The organism is Verrucomicrobiales bacterium, from assembly GCA_016793885.1.
In the GTDB taxonomy this organism is placed as follows: domain Bacteria; phylum Verrucomicrobiota; class Verrucomicrobiia; order Limisphaerales; family UBA11320; genus UBA11320.
On sequence record JAEUHE010000179.1, the window covers coordinates 76,313 to 100,568 of the forward strand.

Here is a 24,256-nt window from a genome sequence, read left to right on the forward strand (position 1 = left end):
CGTCACGCCGAAGGTTTGGGCGCAGTGTCGCGACGAGGAAACAGCGCTGCGGGTTCCCCTACCGGGTGCCCCGCTTCGAGTTTTCCCCAGGCAGAGTCGGCAAACCGATCCGGCGTGCCCGACAAGCCGAGCTGTTGGAACATCTTCTGGGAAGTCGCTGGGACGACCGGCCAAACCAGAATCGCCAGGATGCGACACACCTCGACCAGGTTATAGAGCACCTCATCCAGCCGCCCTGCTTGGGCAGGATCCTTGAACAGCTTAAAGGGAGCGGTCTGGTCGACATATTGGTTCGCTCGAGTCACCAGCGCCCAGGTGTTGACCAAAGCCTCCTGCAGTTCGTAGCCCTCGTAGCACTCGCGAACGGCTTGAACCGCCCGCGCCGCATCTGGCGCCAATTCGTCGTGCCGAGCCGGAACGATGCCATTCCGGTACTTCTTGAGCATGGACAGGGCCCGATTCACCAGGTTCCCCAAACCGTTCGCCAGCTCCGCATTATACCTCGACGCGAAGCCACCATCGGTCCAGTTGCCGTCCGGCCCCACACTGAGTTCCCGAACAACATAGTATCGGAATGCATCCACTCCCCAATCGTTGATGACTTCGACTGGATCGACGGTCACCCCCGTGCTCTTGCTGATCTTCTGACCGTCCTTCTGCCACCATCCATGAACCACCAGCTTCTTCGGCAATGGAAGCTCCGCGGCTTTCAGCATAATCGGCCAATAGACCGCATGAAATTTGACGATGTCCTTGCCCACGACATGCACGTCGGCCGGCCAGAGGGAGGGTCCCGAGCTTGGGCCTGCACCCGCGGCCACCCTGATCCATTCCGGAAGCCCCGGATCGCCCAGCGCCGCCGGAACCGTGATGTAGTTTGTTAAGGCGTCGAACCACACATAGGTCACGTAGTCGGGGTCGAAAGGCACCTGGATGCCCCAGGTCAAGCGTGCCGAGGGACGAGTGATGCACAAATCCTCCAGCGTGTTGTTCTTCAGAAAACCGAGCACCTCGTTACGACGGTAGTCGGGATAGATGAAATCCGGATTGTTCTCGATGTGATCAATCAGCCACTGCTGGTGCTGTCCCAGCTTGAAGTAGTAATTGTTCTCCTTGAGTTGCACGACATCGCCGTATTCGGGATCGAAGGTGCCGTCGGGCCGACGGTCTTTCTCGGTGAGAAAAGTCTCCGCCTTCGAGGAATACCATCCCTGATACTCCTGCACATAGAAGTGTCCGCGTTCGTGAAGTCGGTTCAAGACCGCTTGAACGACTGCCTTGTGACGCGGCTGGGTGGTGCGAACGAACTCATCGTTTGTGAGGTTGAGCGTGCCAGCGAAGCGCTGCCAATCCACTGCCAATCCATCACAATACTCCTGGGGGGACTTGCCTGCTTTGACTGCAGCCTGTTGCACCTTTTGGCCGTGCTCGTCGAGTCCCGTCAAGTAGAAGACTTCACCCCCCATGCTGCGCCGCGCGCGGGCGATCACATCCGTGATCACCTTCTCATAAGCGTGGCCCAAATGCGGTTGGCCGTTGACGTAGTCAATGGCGGTCGTGATGTAAAAGCGCTTCGACATGCGCCCCCAGTCTGGCCGAGGATTGAAAGCATATCAAGGAGTTGCGATTTTGGATTTTGGATGGCCGATGGCTTTCCTTCGGCAAATCCAAAATCGCAAATCCAAAATCCAAAATCGCCACCCCTTTCCCATTGCCTTTGCTTTCTTCCTCCCTAAATACTGACCTCCTATGAAGCCGCTGCTGTCCTGCATCGCATTTGCCCTGCTGCTGTCCCTCAACCTTCAGGCCGCTATCCAGACCGAGACTGTCGTGTATCGCTCCGACGGTGTGGAGTTGGAAGGCTTTCTCGCATACGACAAAGCCAAGTCCGGCCCCCGGCCCGGCGTGTTGGTCGTTCACCAGTGGAAGGGCTTGACGGATTACGAGAAGAAGCGCTGCGAAATGCTCGCCAAGCTGGGCTACACCGCGTTCGCGGTGGATATCTATGGCAAGGGCATTCGTCCGGCGACCACTGCGGATGCGGGCAAACTGGCCGGACAATACAAATCGGATCGCACCCTTCTTCGCGCGCGCGTAAACGCCGGCCTGGAAGCCTTGCGCAAGTCAGGCCAGGTGGACGCGAAGCGCATCGCCTGCATCGGCTACTGCTTTGGCGGCACCACCGCCTTGGAATTGGCCCGGAGCGGCGCCGATGTAGCAGGCGTTGTCAGTTTTCACGGAGGCTTGAGCACGCCCAGTCCGGAGGATGCCAAGAAGATTCGCGGCAAAGTGCTCGTGCTCCACGGCGCGGACGACCCTTACGTTCCTGCCCCGGAGGTCACTGGGTTTCAGGAGGAAATGCGCCAGGCCAAAGTGGACTGTCAGTTTGTGGCCTACAGCGGAGCGGTTCATAGCTTCACGCACTGGGATGCCGGTTCGGACAATAGCAAAGGCGCGGCCTACAACGAGAAAGCTGATCACCGTTCCTGGGAAGCCATGCGCACCTTCTTCGCCGAGCTGTTTGGAGAACATTCCCGTTAGCAGATCGCTGTCTCGCTCGGCTCTCCGCCTGCCGCAAGTTACCTGGCGGATGGCCCATCCAGGCTGACGGGGGTTTCGCCCTGCTGTAGATCCAACCTTCCCCACGACCCAAACTCACGACCAAACGGTCGAACGTACGTTCAGCCGGTTGGTCGTCCGATTCCGGGGAGAGGGGCAAGCGTATTCCATCTCCACCAGTCGCAAGTAGTTGACAAACCGAAAGCTGCAGTGGGGCCTATGACTCCCCCCGCTCCACCTCCCAAGACAAGTCCGCCGAACGTACGTTCGGCGATCTCACTCCGCCTCCAAACGCTCTGCGTGGACCCATTTGACATGTCTAGCGCGCTTCTCCTAGCATGCATGGAGTTGTTAAATGCGTTTATGAAGTACCACGTCCTTACTCCTCGGTGGGTCGACCTGTCACGTTCCACGGTTCCATCACGCGTTTCGGGTTCCTATCGGGGCTGGGTGAGCTGGATTTGCACCTGGTTCCTGGTTCTTACGGCCATCCCCCTGCTTGGCGCTCCTCCCAAAGTGGTCTCCGTATCTCCAGCCATCGGGGCTACGGGCATACCACTTAACACGGAACTCGTGATCGTTTTCGATCAGGATATGGACGTCGAAGCTGCGCCCATCCCCAGCTTTCCTCAGATCTTGGTCGGCAACACCCGGTTTGCCCCCGACGGCGTGACCTTAACCGGCAGCTGGGAAGAGGACGGCCGAACCTTGCGGCTGTTTCCGCAAAACGACCTGCCCGCCGACACTCTCATCCAATGGACACTCAATCCGGCCGGGATGTCGGGGTTCGTTCCTCCCCTCAGGAACGCTGCCGGTGAAGCGGTCCCTACCATCACGGGCAGCTTTCGAACCGTCGCAGGCGGTGGCCAAGTCCCCACTTTGGAATCCGTCGAACCCTTGGATGGGGAGACCGAGGTGGATCCGGCGTCTCCTTTGACGTTTGTGTTTTCCGAGATGATGAATGTGGCCATCCCGCCTTTGAACGGGAGCGGTGGAGGGGTGGTGGGAAATCTGCTGATCTCTCCCCCCACGGTTACCTACACCGGAACCTGGCAAGCCGATGGGCGAACCTTGCAGCTTCAACCGATAGCGCCAATCCCCGCCAATACGGTGGTGACTTGGACGCTGAATCCGTCCGGGAGCGCCCTGCCCTTCCGAAGCGCAACGGGTGAGAATCTGCCCAGCATCAGTGGAAGCTTTACGATCGTCTCAGGCGGGCCCACCGAAACGAACAAGGAAGACTGTGTGGGCATCGATATCGGCGCAGGGTATTACAGCTTTAACAAGGGCATTTGGTACGAGCAGATCGGGGCTGCCGACCCCGTGGTCAGGTCGCAGTTCCCAAACTTCGTGTCCGTCCAAGTCGGCCCCCCCGATGCCGGCCCGGTAGTCACCGGTGCCAGTCTCACCTTGCCCGGAGGCAGTCGCAAAGATCTGACCGGGTTCTCGTCGCTGTTCTCCACCACGCAGACGGCAACGAATGAGGCGGCACTGGATGCGAGTTTCCCTTCGGGCAACTACACCCTGCGTTTTGACCAAGTCAACCAACCAGAGCGAGTCGTTCCGATGACGATGCCTCCCACGCCGTCGACGGTGCCGCGCATCGCCAATCTGGCCGCTGCCCAAAACATCGATTCATCCCAGAATTTCACTCTCAGCTGGAATGCCTTTAATGCAGCTGGCTCGGGAAATTACATCGTGGTGATACTTTCGGATTCGAGCGGTGAAACCGCATTTATGGCTCCTAACCCGTGCATCCCCCGCCCACTGGCCTCCACGGCAACCTCGGTCGTGATTCCGGCGGATACCTTGAAGCCCGGCTTAACCTACGATGGACTCATCCAATTCGGGAAGAACTTCTACTCCGCGAGCAATGCCATCCCGAACATGTTCGGCGATGGGCGGGTGATGCGAAGCACCTATTTCAAAGTCCAGACGAAGTCTTCCGGAACCAATGTCCCACCGGCAGCGGCACGTTTTGTGGATTACCAACTGCCCACTGATGGACGTCCGCGGTTGACGCTCACGGGTACTGCCGGACGGACCTATACGATTCAGCGGACCACCTCAGTGTCCGCACCTCAGTGGGCCGATGCGGGTGCAGTTGTGATGAGCAGCGAAGGTCGGGCTGTCTTTCAGGACACCCTAACTTTCAGCACCGGCCGGCGCTTCTATCGGGCGGTCAGCCAATAAGAACCGGCAGAGGAACGCCTCAGGAGGCGTTGGAACTCGGGGGCTTGGCAGCGCGAATGAGCTCGGCCTGGTTGTTCTTGAGAACTGCCGCAACGTCGTGGATCGGAGCCAACGTGACGGGCACTCCTCGCTGCTTTTCGGTTTGGGAACGGCGATAATGAGCCAGGGTTTTGCCCAGTTTGACGATCTCTACGAATCCTTTGGGCAAACGCCACACTTGTCCTTCGGCCAGCGTCACCGCTGGTTTGCTCGTTTTTGCGTTTCGTGTCACGGTCGCGACCCTATCAAAAGTGAGGGCTGCTTTCCAGCCTGGAATGAGAATTATTTAATTTTGCTAAAGACGATCGAGCGCACAGATCCCAGGTTTGTCAACTGGGCCGCCGAGGGGCGCAAAAGGCCCCTATACAAGGCGAAGGCTTGCCGCAATGTCTCAGGATTTAGCCGGGCCGGAACGGGACACCGGCCGGTTCAGAGTCACCCACGTCTTGATAGCCAAACCGAGCACAATGCCCGCAAAGAAGATACCCCAGAAGAGAAGGACTCCCATCGATTCAATGCCGCTGGGCAGGTTCATGCCAAACACGCTCGTGAGAGCGGTGAGCGGGAAGAACAGAGCGGCCAGGGTATTGAGACGGCGGCTCTCCTGAAGGGCCTCCTGACTGAGGCGTGATTCGATCTCCGCTTCACGAGCCGTTTGGCATTGGATGGCATTACGCACGTCTTGCAGCAGCAAGTCCAGGTTGCGATCCACTTCATACGCAAGATCTCTCATTTCAATGAGAAAGGGGTCGTTGTTCAGAGACTCCCTGGCTGTCTGAAGTGCCGCATGCAGGTTCGACGCCGTGCGAGCCAAAGGCGTCACCGCTTCGAGGACATCGAACAGCGCTTGAACATCCTTGGCCGATTCGTAATCGGTGCTCAACTTCTTCTCCAGTTCCGCGAATGCTTGGACGTGACGTTTGAGCGAGCCCGGGCCTGCCCCACCACGATTTGCCATCCATTCGCCCCGCTCGTTCCTCCAAAACAGCACACCTTCTCGTGACCGCTCCGCTGGCGATGGCGGCTTATGCAACACCAGCAACACATGCCCGTCAGCGGGGATCGCCCGCTGGCGGCCGTAGGTTGTTTGTCCAAGGCGAAGCTGAATGGCCTGTGGGAGGGTCCAGGTCGGTGGAATGAGCATAGGGAGTGTCCTCGTGGTTATGTTTGTCCAAATCTAGGAGACAGCTGATCATCTATCAATGCCCGGTTTTTCTCAGCTTTTTCTCAGCTTTGACTTGCCCGATCGTGGGCTTTTTGTTAAGGTCTTCGTACCAAATCCCTCTGCGTTCGTCTCGGGTCTTCCCGTGAACTCCGTGGAGGCGTTATGTACAACCCAAACCGTAAAGCCAACCGCCTATGCATCCTCGTCCCCGTGCTAGCTTCTTGTCCCTGGCGATCTTGTGTCCCCTGCTCTGTCAGTCGGCCGGATTGATCACCACGGTGACTCAACTCAATGGCGATACCGACCGACCCGACGCGAAATTCACGGGTCAACGGTTCGATGTTATCAACGGTGGAACCACCCTCCGCACTGGATATACCGTGCCGTCTTACGGAGAAAATGTTCTGGCGATGACGGATCGGATTCACGAGCACAACAGCGCCACCGCCGATCTTCCATTGCCGGATTATCTGCTGGGACGCGAGTATATTCTCATCGCCAACAACAATCGCGATAATCTGAGTTTCCAATTGGACGTGGGCCTTTCCGAACGCTGTGTGGTGTATCTGCTCATCGACAACCGGGTTGGCGACAACAATGCCGCGACTCCCCCCGACTTTTCGTCGCTCATGTCCTGGGTAGTTCGGGATGAATGGCAACCCGTGATCAACGGGTTGAACCGAACCGCCAATGGCGAATGGCCAGATGAAACCGGGTACGATGAGAATGGGGATGGATCGATCAACCAGTACGCGTCGGTTTACATGAAGGTGTTCGAAGCCGGAGAGGTGGCGTTCTCGACCTATGAGATGGGCCAGGGAATCAATATGTATGGTCTTGTTGTCGATTCGGCGGTTCCGCCCTCGGTGCCGACCGACCTGGCGGTGGCCTTGAATGGTGACGGTTCCGTTAAGCTGGGGTGGACTCGCGCCAAGGGGGCCACCTCTTACTCGCTCAAACGTGCTTCACTGCCGGGCGGACCCTACACGACCATCGCCTCTGACCTGCGGGATCCTAGCTACGAGGATACGGGACTGGCCAATGGCACGACCTATTACTACGTGGTGTCCGGCCTCAACGGCTTTGGGGAAAGCACGGACTCCAACGAGGTGCAGGCACGGCCGAATGTGCCCGTCACGGGCCTCTCCGCCATTGGCAGGACAAGCAAGATCTCGTTGGCTTGGAACGCGCTTAACGGTGCCACCAGCTATCTCGTCAAGCGCAGTGGGACGCCCGGAGGCCCTTACAGTGATGTTGCGACCGCGGTGCCGGGAACCCAGTACGAAGACACAGGCCTGGCCGGAGGCACGGTCTACTACTACGTCGTTCTCGGAAACCTGCCGGGAGGAACGAGCGGGGCGTCCGTCGAGGCCTCGGCGCTCACTGCGGCCGGAATGCCCAGTGTCTCGATCGAAACCTTTTCCACGACGGGACTGCGCGTCAATTGGACGAGCTCCGATCAAGTGGTCAACACCTTCGTGGTGGAGCAGTCCGCCGATGGAGTAAATTTTAGCGAGATAGGGCGGGTCGATTCCCCGCTTCGCTACTTGATCGTTTCCGATCTCACTCCGGATACGGTGTATCATTTTCGCGTGCAAGCTTCCAACGACACTGGTTCATCGGAGTTCTCCCCCGGGGCCAGTGGACGAACGGCCGCAACCGGGCTTTACATCAACTTTGCCGCCGCCGCTTTTACCGACGGAGTGAGCGGCTATCCGCTGCCGGGATTCCTCAACGACTACGGCGATGAGTTCGGAGATCGAGGAAACGGCTACAGCTATGGGTGGGATGTTCCGAATGGGGCCAATGCCCGTCTTCGCAACTCGGCCAATTCCCGCGATCGGCGTTACGATACGCTCAATCACATGCAAAAGCCGCAGCCCGCCGGACAGATTTGGGAAATCGAGGTTCCCGCAGGGAACTACTCAGTGCGGATTGTCGGCGGTGATCCGGACAATGTGGATTCGGTGTTTCACTACCTCGTGGAAGGTGTGCTGTCGGACAGGCGGGCTCCGGGCGGAGGATCAAATTTCGCTGATCTCACCATGACCGTGGAGGTCACGGACGGCCGCCTTACCATCGAGAATGGACCGGAAGCAGCCAACAACAAGCTGGCCTTCATCGAGATTCAGCCAGCCGTTGAAGTGCGGATTACGCGTGCGGAGTTGAACGCCGGGAAACTGAACATCGAATGGATGGGTGGCGGGGTCCTCCAGTCCAGTGCTTCGTTGACCAATCCTAGCTGGCAGGACATAGCCACCGGGGGGAGTGCTGCTATCGATGCTCAGGCGCCCGCGCAGTTCTTTCGGGTGGTTAAGTGACGTCGCAACTTCAAAGCCGTCGGGAAGCGTCTTGGAGTTGGCCGTGAAGCGGTCTGAGGGTTATAGTTCCAGGGTCCTGTAGGTCCTTGCAGCTTTTGGGGGACCGAAGAGGGATGCCAGCTACGCTGGGGGCACCAAAGCGGCAGAGGGCTGCCGCACTCCATAGGGGTCAAGCGCCTCGCGTGACCTCTTGGACGGCTATAGCCCCTTTGCAGCGTTTCGGGGTCCCTCCCAAAGGGGATTGCCCCGCCTCCTGGTTGTTCACGTCCTCCCCCGGTCCCTGGGCTACTTTCTTTGATGCTTTTGGTCATCCTCCACGTCAAAGTGGACGTAGATCTATGCTCCGATCCGACGCTCTCTGGATACAGTTCTATTCGGCGACTGGCCACCAGCAGTGGTGGAAGCTGCTGTGTTGCGTCAGCGTGCTGGCCTTGCTGCCGGCTGCCCTGCCCGCCAAAACTCGCGCTCCCGACGGCAAGGCCATCTACCGTCAGCAGTGCGCCAAGTGCCATGGGCGGCAAGGCGAGGGCGTCGAAGCCAAGTACAAAGAGCCACTCGTAGGCGATTGGTCGGTCGAGAAACTGACTCGATACATTTCCAAGTCGATGCCCGATGATGCTCCCGGTACCTGCGTGGGTGACGACGCCGAGGCTGTCGCTCAGTTCATGCACGACGCGTTTTATTCCCGCGAAGCCCAAGCGCGCCTGCATCCGGCCCGGGTCGAGTTGGTGCGGCTAACCAATCGACAATATGTCAACACGGTGGCCGATCTGTTGCGCTCTTTTACCGGGGAGGACAATCCCGCGATCACCGATCGGGGGTTGAAAGTCACGTACTACCACTCGCGAAATTTTCAGTCGGACAAAAAACGGCTGTCGAGGATCGACGCCACCATCGATTTTGACTTTCTTAAATCCGATCCCGAAGGCAAGGCGCTTGGGACCAACGAGCTCTCGGCACAATGGCGAGGGTCGGTGCTGGTGGAAGAGTCCGGAGATCACGAGTTCATTCTCAAGACGGCCAATGGAGCGCGGCTCTGGATCAATGAGGAGGAGGATCCTGCGATCGATGCCTGGGTCGCTTCCGGGGAGATGAGCGAGCATCGGGTCGTCCTGCGCCTCATCGGCGGCCGCAGCTATCCACTCAAGCTGGACTACTTTCGCTTTAACGACAAGACCGCCTCAGTATCCTTGTTGTGGAAGCCGCCCCACGGAGTCCTTTCGGTGATTCCCAAGCGGAACTTGATACCGGCAAGATCTGCTTCGACGTTCGTCTGTTCAGTCCCCTTCCCTCCCGATGACAGCAGCGTGGGCTACGAGCGAGGGGTGGGAATATCCAAGGCTTGGGATGAAGCCACGACCCAAGCGGCATTGGATGTAGCGGCGGGAGTGGTGAAGCGGCTCGATTCCTTGAGCGGATCCAAACCCGGTTCCAAGGATCGTCTGGAGAAAGTGGAAAGCTTCTGCGTGCAGTTCGTCGAGCGAGCGTTCCGACGTCCCCTCAGCCCGGACCTTAAACGTAATCTGGTCAGCTCACCCCTTCGACGAGCTCACAAGCTGGAAGACGGGGTCAAAAACGTCGTTCTACTCACGCTCAAGTCTCCGCGCTTTCTCTACCTGGGACTGGACCGCGGTCAGGCGGACAGCTTCGAGATAGCCAGTCGGCTGTCGTTTGGCTTGTGGGATTCGCTTCCCGATCGTTCGTTGCGCGAACTGGCGTCCGGCGGTAAATTGCTGGAAGCGAGCGAGGTTCGCGCGCACGCGGAGCGCATGCTGAAGGACCCGCGCGCACGCTCGAAGATTCAGTCCTTCCTTCACCACTGGCTCCAGGTCAACCATGTCGAAGACCTGTCCAAGGACGCCGAACTCTACCCGGGATTCAGCCCGGAGATCATCGCCGACTTGCGAACCTCCCTCAATCTCTTCCTGGAGACCACCTTCTGGAGCAAGTCCTCTGATTACCGCGACCTGTTGCTGGCGGATACCCTTCAGGTGAACGGCCGGCTGAGAAAGTTTTACGGGCTGGAGGAGGTTCCACCGGCGGAAACGGCCGAGTTTACCCCGATCAAGTTCAGCCCGAGCGAGCGCTCCGGGGTCATCACTCACCCTTATCTGCTGTCGGCATTTTCCTATCAGCGTTCATCCTCGCCCATCCACCGGGGCGTCTTTCTAACGCGGAATATTGTGGGACGTGCTTTGAGACCTCCCCCCATCGCGGTCGCCTTTAAGGATGCCGAGTTTGCTCCCAACCTGTCCATGCGGGAGAAAGTAGCCCAACTCACGCGTCCGGACGCCTGCCAGACCTGCCATTCCGTGATTAACCCTCTCGGCTTCAGCCTGGAGCAATACGACGCCGTGGGGCGGTTTCGAACGGAGGATCGCAACCGTGTCATTGATGCGGTGAGCGACTATGTGACCGATGATGGCAAAACCATCCGCTTGAAGGGAGCGCGGGATATTGCCGAATTCGCCGTCAACAGCGAGCAGGCCCAGACCGGTTTTATTGAGGCCATGTTTCATCAGGTTGTCAAACAGCCCGTTCGTGCCTATGGTAGCGACGCCATGGCTGGTTTGCGCCAATCCTTCGTCGCCTCTCAGTTCAACATGCAGCAGCTGCTGGTGGACATCGTGACTCTTTCTGCCCGGCACTCCGATCTCGTCGCCAAGAACCCTTAAATCCCTCCACCATGACTCCTCTAGATCGTCGCCAATTTCTCCGCTCCTTGGGCATCTCTTCCGCCTGCCTCCCCTTCCTGATGGGCTTGCCGAGTCTCGGAATGGGAAGCCCGGTACGTCCACGCCAACGTTTGGTGGTGATGTTCACCCCGAACGGCACCGTTCCGCCCGCCTTCTGGCCCGAGGAGACGGGCAAGGATTTTAAACTCAAGCCCATTATGGAGCCGTTGGAGGCGTTCAAGCAGCGCATGCTGATCCTGAAGGGGCTCAGCAACCGAGTTCGCGGCGATGGTGACAACCATATGCGGGGCATGAGCTGCCTCCTGACCGGCATCGAGCTGTTCCCTGGAAACATCCAAGGGGGTTCCGACACGCCCGCCGGATGGGCCAGTGGCATCTCGATCGATCAGGAGATTCGCAATTATCTTCAAGGGCGTGAGTCCACCAAGACTCGCTTCGGTTCGTTGGAGTTCGGGGTGGGCGTTACCGACCGGGCCGATCCGTGGACGCGCATGTCGTATGCCGGTCCGAACCGACCGATCGCGCCGATCTCTGATCCCTACCAGATGTATGCGAAGCTCTATGGGCAGTCCCAGGACCGCGAGCACCTGAAAGGGATTCTGGGCGATGTGCGAGCCGATTTGAAGAAGGTGAGAAAGCAGTTGAGCAGCGAGGATCGCCGGCTACTTGATGAGCATCAGGCCCTCGTGGCGCAGATGGAGAGGGACCTCAAGGACCAAGGCCAGCAGGCACTCCGCATCTCCCCTCCGACGTTGGAGGCAGGAATCGCCGACCAAAACGACAATGTGCCCCGGCTCAGCCGGATGCAGATTGATCTCCTCGTAAACAGCTTTGTGAATGACATGGCCCGGGTGGCCACCTTGCAGTACACCAAGTCGGTGGGCATGGCCAAGATGAACTGGCTGGATATCAAGGATGGGCATCATTCGCTCTCCCATGAACCGGATAAGGACGAAGCCTCACAGGACAAGCTGATCCGCATCAACCGATGGTTCGCCGGCGAGCTCAGCTATCTCGCGGAAAAGCTCTCCACCACACCTGAGCCTGGTGGCGAAGGCACACTGCTCGATAATACTCTCATCGTTTGGACCAATGAACTTGGGAAAGGCAATTCCCACACTTTGGACAACATTCCCTTCGTCCTGATCGGCGGAGGCTTCGGTTTCCAGATGGGACGCTCCCTCAACTTTGACAAGGTGCCGCATAACCGGCTTCACCTCGCCCTCGCCCACGCGGTTGGCCACAAGCTGGAGACGTTTGGCAAGGCGGCGCTTTGCGACAAGGGACCGCTGTCTCTGAGTTAGTGATCATTTTTGGATCTGCTCCATCAGGGACTGAAGGCGCTTTGGCGACACCGGTTGCGCCGTGCCCAGTTCCTGAGCGAAGACCGAGACTTTGTACTCCTCCAGGAGCCACCTGAATTGCTGCACTTCGTCTCTCTCCTGCATTCCTGGAGTCTGCCAGCGCGTGAGGGCATCGCTGAAGGGTTGGACCAGGCGCGCCCGCTCCTGATCCTTGGCGGGGTTTACGCTGGCGCGCTCCGCTCGCACCAGCATTGCCTTCAAATAGCGCAGCAGATGGGGAAGCTGCTCGTGGGGGGTGAGTTCCAAAAAGCGCTTGCCGATGAGACGATCCAAGTCCGAGCGCAGCGAGGTGTAGGGCTTCTTGAAGACCAGCAGTTCCTGTCGCCGCTGCAAGATCATCCCTACCAGGTCCACGAAGGGAGGGACGAGGCCTTTGGTCCGCTCCTGCGCCATGGTCACGGCCGCGCGGAAACTGGGTTCATCGAGTTGCGACGGCGGTGGAAAGAGATGCTTCTTGAGGTGCGTAAGCGCGCCCTGCACCAACTCGTCGCCGGTTCCCAGAGTGGCGAAGAGAATTTTGTGGCGCTCGAGTGACTTCAGGTCCTTTTGCAGCCATGCCAACTCGCGGGTAACTGAGAGTTCCACGAGCCGAGCCCAGGCGGGAGCGGTGGACCGTTTGGCCTCGTCGGGCTTGCGGAACAGGCGAAGGCAGACTTCCTCATCTTCCAGCTTGAGACCAGGGAAAGCCAGCATCGCGCTTCCGCCGGGCCCGCTGAGCTCCAATCGCTCGGGGATCGCTCCCAGCGACCACGTGGTCAACGCGTCCTTTTCCCACTGCCGAGTGGCCGTTTTCCACAGCTCATCCAGCGCCGGGGCCTTGACGGTGGTCAGCCGCTTTTCCAGGGCCAGGAGATCGCGGCTCCAGGCTAACGTTTTGCGGTCGGGCCCGAGCACCTCCACGCGCGGTCGCAGATGGTTCGGCAGCTGCTCCGGAGTCCAGGTGCCGGAGGGGACGATCACCCGATACTTCTTCGAAATAAAGGCGGCCAGCTCGTCGAGAAACCGATCGCCGGTCGGACGAAATTCCGCAGCAATCTCCTTCACCTTGGGCGCGAAGGGCTGAAGGTCACGGCGTAAGGCTTTCGGAAGCTCCCGCAACAAATGGCTAATTTGCTCTTCCCGCAGCCCGGGAACGCTCCAGACCACCGTTGTGTCCTTCAAGGCAGCGAGCATTCCCAGGGGCACTTGCAGCGTGGGACCGTCATGCTCCTCGCCGGGAGCGTAGGCGTAGGTGATCGCCACGGGCTGTGCCCCGACTTGAACCGAGGTGGGAAAGGCCGAAGCATCGAAACTGAGATCGAGATCGCCGATGAGCTCCGACTCTGGAATGCACAGGAAGTCGGGCTCGATGGGGAGCCGACGGCGGAGGAGCTCGTTTAACTCGTGAACAGAACTCACCCCCGTCAACTGGGGGAGGTAAAAACGGAACAAGGCATCGTCGACGTTGCCCAGCGCATGATGCCGGGTGCGCGTGCGCCACATTTCGATTTTCTCCCGCAGCAGGCGGTTTTTCTCAAAGAACCCAACACTATGGATCTGCCATCTTCGGCGTCCCGGAACGTGTGGAGTCCGGTGTTGCGAAGGAAGATGGGCTCCTCCTTCGGCCCGGGCGGGCTCGGTTTCGTCCTCCCCCAGCAGTCCCTCCTCAACCAGCGCGGAGCGCACAAAGATCTCCGTAGCCGTCTGAGGTTCGATCGGTCCGTAGGCCACTCGACGCGTGGCCACCTCCAGGCCTTGAAAGGTGATTCGCTCCCGGGCCATCACCTGGCCAAAGGCCGGTTCCCATCTCGGCTGATCATAGGTCCGCTTACACAAATGGGCACCCAAGTCCGCGATCCATTCGGGCTGAATGCCCACCAAGGTGCGGGCGAACAGCCGACTGGTCTCGACGATCTCTCCGGCCACGATCCATTCGGGCTGCTTCGACTTCGGAGCGGGGGGCCGATCCTTGGATTCTCCTCGTCTGGCCGGAGGTGGCTGGGGAGTCGGTTTGTCGTGCAAAGCCGACCCCGGAAAAACGGCCACCTGCCGATTGCCGGTCGCCTTGTAGAGGTTACGCTCCGCACGCTGGGCGACATGCCCGAGAAACCCGCTCAGGATGGAGCGGTGAATGGCCTTGAACCGAGGATCATCAGGCTTCGTGGCCGAGGTCGGGACGCTGACTACCGGCGTTTTGGAAGCGGCTCCGTCCGAGCGCTCGAGGTTTCCCGAGGCGGGCTTCCCTTCGTCGTCCTCCTCGTCATCCAAGCTCTCGAAGGCGTAGTGGCTGAGAACGTCGTGGAAGGTCGACGAGAGCTGACCGTGGATCTCGACCCACTCCCGCATGCGCAGGTAGGAGAGATAGTTGGCTTTGCAGAACTTCCTCAGCTGCCCCTGGGTCTTGAGCTTCTCCCACTGATCGTGAAACGTATCCCAAAGATTCAGCAGGGTTAGGAAGTCCGAACCTGGATGCTGGAATTTACGGTGGGCGGCGCTAGCCGCATTCGCGTCGTCGAACGGCCTCTCGCGTGGATCCTGAATGCTCAGGCCTGAGGCAATCACCAAAACCTCTTCCAAAACCCCTTCCCGACTCGACTGCAGCACGATCCGCGCGATGGTTGGGTCGACCGGCAGTTTGGCTAAATCCTGTCCGAGGGGAGTCAGCTGTCGTTGCTCGTCGATCGCCCCCAGTTCCCTCAGTAACTCGTAACCGGCACGAATGGCGGCCGGCGATGGTACTTCCAGGAATGGAAACGTCTCGATCTCGCCAAGCCGTGCGGCCTTCATCCGCAGGATAACTTCGGCCAGGTTGGATCGTTGGATCTCGGGCTGGGTGAACTCCGGACGAGCCAGAAAGTCCTCTTCGGAATAGAGCCGGATGCAGACGCCGTCACTCACCCGTCCGCTTCGTCCTTTGCGCTGATTCGCGCTCGACCTCGACACGGGTTCCACCGGAAGCCGCTTGGTGCGGGTGCGCGGGTTGTAGCGGCTGATGCGCGCCAATCCTGCATCGACGACGTATCGAATGCCCGGAATGGTAATCGAGGTCTCCGCAATATTGGTCGCCAATACCACCTTGCGCAGATTCGAGCCGCCAAAAGCCCGCTGCTGATCCGCTCCCGACAGCCGTCCGAACAGCGGAATCAGATCGACGCCTCCTACGCCGCGGGACTCCAAAAGATCCCGAAGCTCTCGAATATCCCGTTCTCCCGGCAGGAAGACTAGAATGTCGCCCGTGTAGGTGCTGGTGAGCACATCCTCCACGGCGGTCGCGGCCGCATCGACATATGTCTGATCGCCGCTTTCCTCGGCGAGCTCATCCAGCGGGGCGTAGCGAACTTCCACCGGAAACACCCGCCCAGAGACCTCGATGATGGGGGCATCTCCAAACGCCGCCGAGAAGCGGGCCGTATCGATGGTTGCCGAGGTAATGATGAGTTTGAGATCAGATCGACGCTTGATCAGTTGCCGTAGGTGCCCCAGCAAGAAATCAATATTCAATGATCGCTCATGCGCTTCGTCGATGATGATCGCATCGTATTCCGTCAGATTGGGATCCCCCTGCACCTCGGCCAGGAGGATGCCGTCGGTCATGAACTTGATGAAGGTCTTGGACGATGTTTCGTCGGAGAACCGAATTTTGCATCCGACCTCACGCCCATGGTTGACCCCCAGTTCCTCGGCCACCCGGCGGGAGATCGAAGTGGCCGCCACTCGGCGAGGCTGGGTGCACCCGATCTTTCCGCGAACTCCCAGCCCTGCTTCTAAACACATTTTCGGAAGCTGAGTCGTCTTCCCGGAGCCCGTTTCTCCCGCCACGACCACCACCTGATGAGTGCGGATCGCCTGAACGATGTCATCCCGACGGCCACTCACCGGGAGCGCTGGAGGATACGACACCTCCGGACGGTTGGCCGCCCGCAGCGCACAGGCCTCGGCCGAGCGCTGGGCCGCGTGGCGCAATTGAGTGATCTCCTGGAGCAGTGCAGAAGGGGCAGCCTGGCCGCGCTCCCGCAGCAGCACCGCCAAACGTGACCCGAGCCGAACCTGGTCAAACAGGAGGCATTCCGGGAGAAGACGTTTGAGATCGTCCAAGGGGTCCATGGGAATTCGATGCGTCGGAAGTGCGGCTCCTCAGCCCATTGCCGGTCTAGCCGAGGGGCGAAGCGGACCGCTTACGTAGCGGCGCCGGGCCTGGGCTTCACAGCGCGGAATGCGGCGGCTTGGGGTTGGTGTTGCGGATTCGTTCGATCTCGACCGTCCGAAGCGTGTCGTTCATCTCCGTTTGTTGACTCTGGAGGCGTCGGATCGCCTTCCCATGCTCGATCACGATCTTGTTGAGTTCATCCGCCATCCGTTCCAGTTCAGCGACATGAGACTCCAGACTCACAAACCGTTGCTCCCCAGGTCCGGAAGACGGGTGATCGCTTGGTTCGGTTCGATTACTCATTCCGCTATGGTGCGGAAAAGAGGGGTGCCAGGGCAATGCTGGATTAGCTCATTTTCAAGTGGCGATGGCTCCGGGGGGGCTGAGGGAGGTTCGAGCAGTTCTAGAGAAAGCTAAGACGGAAGGTTTAACCACGGATTTTTCGGATGACTCGGATGGAAAAGAAGAAGGCCCCCCGACTCCGTGTGTTCTGTGTGTTCCGTGGGCAAAACCCTTCCTTGGAGGTTGTCTCGGCTTTCCATTCGAGCCTTGTAGGAGCCGAGGTGACGAGGCTTGGTTCTTGGAGGAAACCTGGCTATGATCGGGCTGATCGGCAAGATCCGTCGGTTCTCACTGATTGAGTGCTCCTCCGCGTTCTCCGCGCCTCCGCGAGAAACGATCCCTCCCCTGACTCGGAAGGACTGCCGGAATCTCTCGCGGAGGCGCGTAGAGGAAAGAGTTCATGGCGAGAGTCGAGGAGCTACGGAGTGGTGCTGCGCGGACGGGCCGCGGGGCGCAACGCCCTGGTGACGGCGGACTTGATGCCGTTTCCCCGCAGGTTAAAGCCGACCACCTTACCGGCCGGGTCCAGAACCAGCGCACTCGGGAAGTTCTCGATCCCAAGTGACACAATGAGCGGGTGCTGGATGGGGCTAGTCAACGCGCACACCTGGCCTGGAACTTTCCTGGCTTCCACGAACTTGCGACAGGCCGTGGCATCGCCGTCGATGTTCCACATCAGCAGTTCCACCTGCGCTGGTGCGTTGCCGGCCGGCTGCACCAAATCTCGAAGCATTTTAAGCTCATTATCGTTCATGTTTCGAGCACTCCAGAGATACAGAACACCCACCTTGCCCTGGAAGATCTGCTGCGTAATAGGTTTCCCGTCGAGTCCTTCAACCTGAAACGCAGGGAGCTTGCGGCCAGCCTTCAGCAGTCCCCGCACCACCAGGTCGATGGGTGCAAGATCGAAGGGCGCTCCATCCCCTGTGCCCGCCGGAATCTGAACCTCGTGGCTCACGAAGCCCAGTTGACGTGAGTTGTAGCCCTCCGGGTCATGTTCGTTGGGCGAAATCTGAATGCTATACCGCCCGGGCATCACGTTCTCGACCTCGAAGGTCCCGTTCGGACGAAACACGAGTGCGTAGCTGTGTCGATTCCTCTGCACTTGCAAGCCCTGGGGGCTGCTCATGAACTGACTGAGCTCTGCCTCATATTTCCGAATCCGTTCGGCGCGAATCGCGCTATTCGTCTCCCCTTTCAACCGAAGCATCGGGAAGCCCTCCTCCTGCGTGGACAACCAGGTCATTCGGTGAACGTCAGCGGTCCAGTCGATCATTTCCGGATCGGCTCCGGACAGACGCACACCCCCCCGAACCAGGCGTCCCGCCCCTCCCAGGACAATCTCCGATGTTTCACCCGGGCGCACATAAACCAGTGTATCATGGCTGTAGGGAGTATCCGCATTGCGTCGATTGGTGAATTTGTATTCCAAGCTGACTTGCCGGAGCCCGGGCGGGACCTTGTCGAACACGAAACGGCCATTGCCAGCCGGGAGCGTCCTGAATCCCAAGGACGTGGCAGAGATTCGGTCACCGGAATCCCCGGTGCCCAACCAGAAGGTCTGAAGGCGCAGCTGCTGCATGACCGGCTTCCAGTTGCCGTCACCCACTTGGAAAGTTCCTTCGATTCGGCCGTATTCTTGAAGTTTAACCTGGCGATCCACCTTGAGTTCGTCCACCGAGATATCGGCGAACCCGGAATCGTGAACGGCGACCACTCGCGAGGCGAACAGCCGCGGCTGAAACTCGAAACGTCCTTCGGAATCGCTCTTCGTCTGGTCGGAGTAGTTGCTGGAGCGGCTCGGCTGGCCTGGCTTTTCCAGATAGACGGACTCCTGGGCACTCAGAAGCGTGAGGGTCGTATTGGCCAGGGGCTTCCCGGCTGGATCCAGCAGCACCCCGCTCAGCCCTCGGCCGGGATGCAATTCGAAGTCTTGCGTGATGCTTTGAACCCCCTTCACTTCCTGGCTCACCATCGGAAGGTATCCTGGCGCTTCGATCATGACGGCCAGTCGACTATTGGATCCATAGTTTTGCAGCCTTACCGAATACGCACCGTTGCGACCCCGGAAGGTATTGTAGCGTTCCCACTGAATCGGAGTTCCGACATTGTAGCTCCATCCCCGGAGCACTCGGAAATCACGAATCGGCTTGCGCGTCACTGCGTCGATAACCGTGCCCGAGGCTGTGTAATGACGGTAAACAGTCAGACGCAACTCCTGCTTGGCGTTCCAGTCGAGACTATACCGGTTCTGTTGGTAGTCTGCTTTGGTCAAACGCAGCATCACTGTGCCAGGGGCGGCGTTGCTCCAAGCGAATCTCCCCTGCTCATCGGTCACGCTCTTCCAAGGGAAAAGTGGCGTTTCATTCCAAGTTTCGAGACGCACCTCCATTCCCGGCACCGGCGCGCCCTGCTGATCTTGCACCACGCCGGTGAGGACCACGGGCTTCGTCAAAGCGACCGAAACGCTCTCCGAACTGTCACCGATCGAGGTGCGCACGAGGTGAGGCGCGAACCCGGGGGCCTCGAGCAAGAGGCCGGACTCGGAAGGGATATCGATCGCGCTCACGACAAACTGACCACGCTCATCGGTTCGGCCCAGCGGCACCGCGGGAAGACGGCCTTGTTTGAGGGTTGAGACCAGCACCTGCGCCAACGGTTTGGCGCCGTCATCGTTCACGGTAAGTGTGAGCTGAGGAGCTGGCTCCAGCGTCGCCACCGCAGCCCGTTCGACCAAGGAAGCCCGAGACCATCGGTCCGTGGAGGCCGAAGCGCTGTCGATTCGAAAACGACGGGTCACGAAACCTGGATGAGTCACCTCGAAATCGACGCCTTCAGCCTCCGCCGGGAGCGAACTGAGAGTCCATTGTCCTTGGCTATCCGTCCGCACCGTCTCCAGATCGGCCCGCCCCCAACTGCGGCCTCGAAACGAGGTGAGCACATAGGCTGTCACGAAGGCGCCGGTGATCGGTTTACCTGCAGCGTCCCGGACCGTCCCGCCGACCTGAATGCCGGGGGACAACTCCGTGGTGATCGTCTCCGGAAAGGCACCCTCGACCGCGCGGCTCTGGGAAAGGATCACCGGGTCCTTGCCGGGGGCCCGCACCACCAGGTCGAAGGAAACAGTATGAGCGGGAGGATAATGAACGGTCCCTTCTCCAACGGCGTTCAAACGAACCTTATCGAGCAAAAAGCGAACCTCGCCATCGCTGATGCTGAGGAAGGCTTCGGCATTGGTGATCGGGGCGCCACCCAGTTTTTCCGTGACTTTCAGTCGCAAGGGCCGTCGCCAAGCGTCATCGGAAAGACTTGCCGCCCTTTTCTCGAGGGATGTCGGCTTTTTCTCAATCATCGACGGAGGACGCTCCCCCTCCCAAGCGGCCGCGACCACCAGAGGGGAGGCATCGCTGAACATGGATACGAACTGGATTCCACGCAGCGGTTCACCAGGTCTTGGATTGGGCAACCGAGTCAGGCAAATCGCAGAACCGCCCCCCGGCACACCAGCGCTCGACTCCGTCCAAACCACCCGAGAGTGCGGGTCGGCCAATGGCCTCGATTGGTTCAGGGGTCTGACGTGCACCCCCGCGGCGATACGAGTCAGGCGTGCCATGCCGTCGGCATACAGGAAAACCACCGCCATGACGGGTGTCCCTGCTCGAACTTCTCCGATCAGGCCGTGCAGGAGATGCAACGTGCCCAGTTTGCCGTCGTCGGCCAGCGGGAACACCTCCGATTGGGGCGGAACCCATTCGCCTTGGCGAGCGGCATCTAAGCCCAAAAGTTCGACGGCACCGCCCATCGCGAAAGTTACCCCTTCGAATGCTTGTCGGCCGGGAGACAAGCGCAGCAGCAGCCCTCGGCCGGCCGCGCTGGGCACGACTGGGTTCGGCATGGAGAGTCGCACCGGGTGGAAGCGCTCTCCTTCCTGCCGCTCGGCAGCGCCAGCCAGCGCCAAGCCTAGCCAGGTGATTCCCAGCTGAATGAGCAAACCCAGAGCCCGTCGGGTTCTGAGCCAACCACGGATTGTTTCCAGGGGCGGCATAGGCATCGCCTGCGAACGGACCATCCGGGGCGATGTGGGAATAGTATCAACTGGAGTTTTCCCATTTGCCAAGCAGCATCCTCCTTCTGCATTGTCGAAGGCACCAAGCCATCACGGGAAGCGTATGAATGCCAGGCAGCTCAACCGCGCCATCGGAAACTGTTCGCCTCCTGCCGAAACCAGGACTGCACGTCCTGGTCCACGGCGGCAAATGGTTGCCACGACTCCGCAAGTACCGGAGATTGCCACCTCTCTTTCTAAGGAAGCGAGCTCCTGGGCGTGGGTCTGGCTCCTCGCGTTGGGACTCTTGGCCACGGGGACTCGGTGCCTGGAAGCCCAGCCGGCCGACCCAGGTTCCCGCTTGCCAGAGGCACCCTCCGTTTCACCTCCGGGTGGAGTCTACGCCTCGAACGTTGTGGTTACGCTCGCGGCTCCGCGAACCGACCGCGACGTCGTGTTCACGCTAACTGGGCAGGACCCCGTGCTGCAATCACCTCGATGGAAAGGGGCACTCGTGCTGACGAACTCAGCCTGGTTGCGCTGGCGTGAAGTCCAGGGTGTCACCAACCTGGGACCGGTGCGGTCGGAGCATTACACCTTGCTCGATTCGGACCTGGTGGCTTTCACTTCCAATCTACCCTTGGCGATCATCGATACGCAGGGAACCGAGCTCAGCCGCGATCGAAAGGATCATGTAATGGTTCGATTCGTCGAAGCCGGCCCGTCCAGGACCACGCTGGTGAGCCCTGCGAATTTCGCCGGGCACGCCTTGGTCAACATTCGTGGGCGAGCGTCCCTTCGTTATCCGAAACGCAGCTATACCCTCAAGTTGATTGATGAATTCGGCGAAGATCGAGCGGCGAGTTTGATGGGGCTGCCCAAGGATGAGGATTTTATCCTCTACGCCCCCTACCCCGACAAGACGCTCATGCGGGATGTGCTGGCCTATGAACTTGGGAATGCCATGGGACATTGGGCGCCTCGAACCCGCTTTCTCGAGGTGTTCGTGACCGATGGCACCCGCCGCCTGTCCAGACAAGACTATGTCGGGGTCTATGTGCTTGAGGAGCGAATCAAACGGCACAAATCGCGCGTGAACATTGCTAAACTTACCCCGGCCGATGTTTCCGAGCCAGCGATCACCGGTGGCTATGTGTTCAAGAAGGATCATGTGGACCGTGGCTACTATGGTCCGCCAGATCTGCTCGGCGGAGGTATTTACCAGTCATCCAGCACCAATAAAACGGGCTTTCCCACGGCGCCGGGTGGCTTTCCGGCCGATCCGAAAGGCTTCCTGCCCACCTACCGCTCCAGCACCACCCGAAGCAAAGAATCGTCGGACAGTTCCATCTCCTCATCGAGTCGAAGGTCCCGGCAGGCGGCACCCCGTCCCCTGACCAATCTCCTGACCGGCCCGATTATTCAGGAACTCGAGGGAAGGGTTCGCTCCACGACTTACAACGAGGATGGCGAAGAGTTCATCGAACGGATGGAGGTGGGCTTCCAGACCAGTTTGCGCACAAACCAGTTTTACTGGGTGGAGCCGGAGGAGGATGAAGTGACTCCAGTTCAGCGGGATTGGCTCAAGCGCCACCTGGATCGATTCGAGAAGGCGCTGTATGATCCCGATTTCATAGATCCCCAGCGCGGCTATGCCGCGTTCATCGATCCGGGCTCGTTTATTGACTATCATCTACTCGTCGAGGTGACCAAGAACGTGGATGGCCACCGATTCAGCACCTTCTACACAAAGGACCGAGGCGGCAAGATCCGTCTGGAGCCCATGTGGGACTGGAATCTGAGTTTCGGCAACTGCAACGGAAAACAAGGATGGATTCCGGAATATTGGTTTTGGCCGCAGCTGAATGAGCAGGAATACACCTGGTTCCGACGGTTGTTTGAGGATCCCGACTTTGGTCAACGCTATGTGGATCGGTGGGGGGAGTTGCGAGAAACCCTGTTCGCCACTTCCCGCCTGATGAGTCGGATCGATGAGCTCGTCGCCACCCTCAACGAAGCGCAGGAGCGCAACTTCCAACAATGGCCCATCCTGGGTCAGGGAGTTAACCCTAATTTCTTCATCGGTGAGACCTACCAAGATGAGGTCGACTGGATGAAAGATTGGCTCACCAAGCGGCTGACCTGGATGGAGGCTCAGTTTGTCGCGCGTCCAAGCGTGAAGACGTCGAGTGAATCCGAAGGGCAGTTCCGACTCCAGGCTCGTCCGGATCAAGGGGAATTGTATTACACGTTGGATGGGCAAGACCCTCGAGCCGCCGGAGGTAAGCCTTTGGCGGGCGCACGAGTGGGTGCCTGTGATGCGAAGGTAGCACCCGGGGCCCAGTTTGTCGGAAGGGTGTTGCTGGATGGACGTTGGAGTCCGCCAACGCGGTGGGTCGCGCGCTGAAAGGGCGATCCTGTTTGTTGAGAGGGGTTCTCCTAAAGAGGAGGATGGATGGCCCGCGAAACACGAAAAACAGGTGCCAGCGCGTCGGAGGTGGGCACTGCTAGCTCTTCATGCGATGCCGGGCAGCCTCCAAGGTCTTCCGCTCGTCGGCGGTCAAACTTTGAAAGCCGTGGGTGGAGATCTTGTCGAGAATGGGGTCGATCTCCTTAGAGATGAAGTCCTGTCCTGAGGGGGTCGCCGAACGGGAGACGGGCGGGTCAACTTTTTCCAAAGCCCAGCCTGAAGTTCGGCTGCTTCCAGAGGACCTTCGCGGCTCGTTCTTGCGGGAGAACCAGCCGCTGAGCCAGCTTAGGTTGGGATAGCCATAGCGGATGATCGCCATTCCAGCCAACAGTCCTCCGAGATGTGCGGGATGGGCCATTCCGGCGTCAATCGGTACCAAGGTCAAAAAAAGGCTGAGGCCGAGGCTGATGTAGAGAACGATCCGGGCCTGAACCGGGACAAAATAGAGGATCACGGTGCCACTGGGCTCAAGCAAGCAGAAGGCCGCCAGAAACCCCATGGTGCCTGCGGAGGCGCCCACCACGGGGGAACTCCACCCCGGGATGATGAGGCTGACGAGGATTTGAAGCAGTCCGCCCGCTATGCCGCTGAGAAAGAAAAGCTGCAGCATCCGGACCGGACCATGGATGGACTCGACCGCCCGACCGAAAAACCAGACCCCGAGCAAGTTGAACAGAAGATGTATCGGTCCCCCGTGCAACAGCTGAAAGGTAACCAGCTGCCAAATAAAGCCCCGTCCCAAGACATCCGCAGGCCACAATGCCAACCAGCCTTGGACTCCGGATCGGATGTACGCTTGATCAATAGCCTGAAACACAAAGATTACCCCCAGGGCAATCATGAGTTTGGCGGATGCGGACAACCCCTGACCGTAGGAGGGCTCTCGCATATAAGATCGATCTTCGAGCATATCTTAGTAGTCAGAACCTATGCCCG

13 protein-coding genes and 1 pseudogene are annotated in these 24,256 nt (G+C 59.4%); 6 read left to right on the top strand and 8 right to left on the bottom strand.

Translation table 11 applies throughout. The annotated features are described in order from the left end of the window. Window positions 1-2: 2 nt before the first annotated feature. The gene (metG, locus tag JNN07_20640) at window positions 3-1,580 is read right to left on the bottom strand and encodes a methionine--tRNA ligase (protein ID MBL9170155.1); all 1,578 of its coding nucleotides are present in this window, start codon (window positions 1,578-1,580) and stop codon (window positions 3-5) included. A 169-nt stretch (window positions 1,581-1,749) separates the two neighbouring features. On the opposite strand from metG, the gene JNN07_20645 reads away from it, so the two are divergent. Both JNN07_20645 and JNN07_20650 read left to right on the top strand, forming a co-directional pair. Next, window positions 1,750-2,541 carry a dienelactone hydrolase family protein gene (locus tag JNN07_20645; protein MBL9170156.1) on the top strand — a complete coding sequence of 264 codons (792 nt, stop codon included), beginning with the start codon at window positions 1,750-1,752 and terminating at the stop codon, window positions 2,539-2,541. Window positions 2,542-2,922: 381 nt separating this feature from the next. After that, entirely contained in the window at window positions 2,923-4,752 is a 1,830-nt protein-coding gene (locus tag JNN07_20650) for an Ig-like domain-containing protein (protein ID MBL9170157.1), read from the top strand. A 19-nt stretch (window positions 4,753-4,771) separates the two neighbouring features. On the opposite strand, the gene JNN07_20655 is transcribed toward JNN07_20650, so the two are convergent. Together JNN07_20655 and JNN07_20660 are read right to left on the bottom strand one after the other, a co-directional pair. Next, a complete protein-coding gene (locus tag JNN07_20655) occupies window positions 4,772-5,023 on the bottom strand; it encodes a hypothetical protein (protein ID MBL9170158.1) in 252 nt (83 codons plus the stop codon). Window positions 5,024-5,182: 159 nt separating this feature from the next. Next, the gene (locus tag JNN07_20660; protein MBL9170159.1) at window positions 5,183-5,935 is read right to left on the bottom strand and encodes a hypothetical protein; all 753 of its coding nucleotides are present in this window, start codon (window positions 5,933-5,935) and stop codon (window positions 5,183-5,185) included. 215 nt (window positions 5,936-6,150) lie between these two features. Between JNN07_20660 and JNN07_20665 the strand changes: the two genes are divergently transcribed. The 3 genes from JNN07_20665 (at window position 6,151) to JNN07_20675 (ending at window position 12,277) form a co-directional block, all read left to right on the top strand. Further along, entirely contained in the window at window positions 6,151-8,277 is a 2,127-nt protein-coding gene (locus JNN07_20665) for a fibronectin type III domain-containing protein (GenBank protein ID MBL9170160.1), read from the top strand. A gap of 338 nt (window positions 8,278-8,615) precedes the next feature. Further along, window positions 8,616-10,952, top strand: a complete 2,337-nt coding sequence (locus JNN07_20670) for a DUF1592 domain-containing protein (protein MBL9170161.1) — start codon at window positions 8,616-8,618, stop codon at window positions 10,950-10,952. A gap of 11 nt (window positions 10,953-10,963) precedes the next feature. After that, on the top strand, window positions 10,964-12,277 hold the full coding sequence (locus tag JNN07_20675; protein ID MBL9170162.1) for a DUF1552 domain-containing protein: 1,314 nt from the start codon (window positions 10,964-10,966) through the stop codon (window positions 12,275-12,277). A 3-nt stretch (window positions 12,278-12,280) separates the two neighbouring features. On the opposite strand, the gene hrpA is transcribed toward JNN07_20675, so the two are convergent. The 4 genes and pseudogenes from hrpA to JNN07_20695 form a co-directional block, all read right to left on the bottom strand. Next, complete coding sequence (gene hrpA / locus JNN07_20680) at window positions 12,281-16,420, bottom strand: ATP-dependent RNA helicase HrpA (GenBank protein ID MBL9170163.1); 4,140 nt, start codon at window positions 16,418-16,420, stop codon at window positions 12,281-12,283. Window positions 16,421-16,517: 97 nt separating this feature from the next. Beyond that, window positions 16,518-16,766, bottom strand: coding sequence for a SlyX family protein (locus tag JNN07_20685; GenBank protein MBL9170164.1), 249 nt, complete (start codon window positions 16,764-16,766; stop codon window positions 16,518-16,520). A gap of 54 nt (window positions 16,767-16,820) precedes the next feature. Beyond that, window positions 16,821-16,991, bottom strand: a pseudogene (locus tag JNN07_20690) (DUF1990 family protein). Window positions 16,992-17,223: 232 nt separating this feature from the next. Further along, window positions 17,224-20,850 carry a carboxypeptidase regulatory-like domain-containing protein gene (locus JNN07_20695; GenBank protein MBL9170165.1) on the bottom strand — a complete coding sequence of 1,209 codons (3,627 nt, stop codon included), beginning with the start codon at window positions 20,848-20,850 and terminating at the stop codon, window positions 17,224-17,226. 211 nt (window positions 20,851-21,061) lie between these two features. On the opposite strand from JNN07_20695, the gene JNN07_20700 reads away from it, so the two are divergent. Next, window positions 21,062-23,257, top strand: a complete 2,196-nt coding sequence (locus JNN07_20700) for a CotH kinase family protein (GenBank protein ID MBL9170166.1) — start codon at window positions 21,062-21,064, stop codon at window positions 23,255-23,257. Window positions 23,258-23,357: 100 nt separating this feature from the next. On the opposite strand, the gene JNN07_20705 is transcribed toward JNN07_20700, so the two are convergent. Beyond that, window positions 23,358-24,209: a rhomboid family intramembrane serine protease gene (locus JNN07_20705; protein MBL9170167.1), complete on the bottom strand. Its 852-nt coding sequence runs from the start codon at window positions 24,207-24,209 to the stop codon at window positions 23,358-23,360. Between the last annotated feature and the right edge of the window lie 47 nt (window positions 24,210-24,256).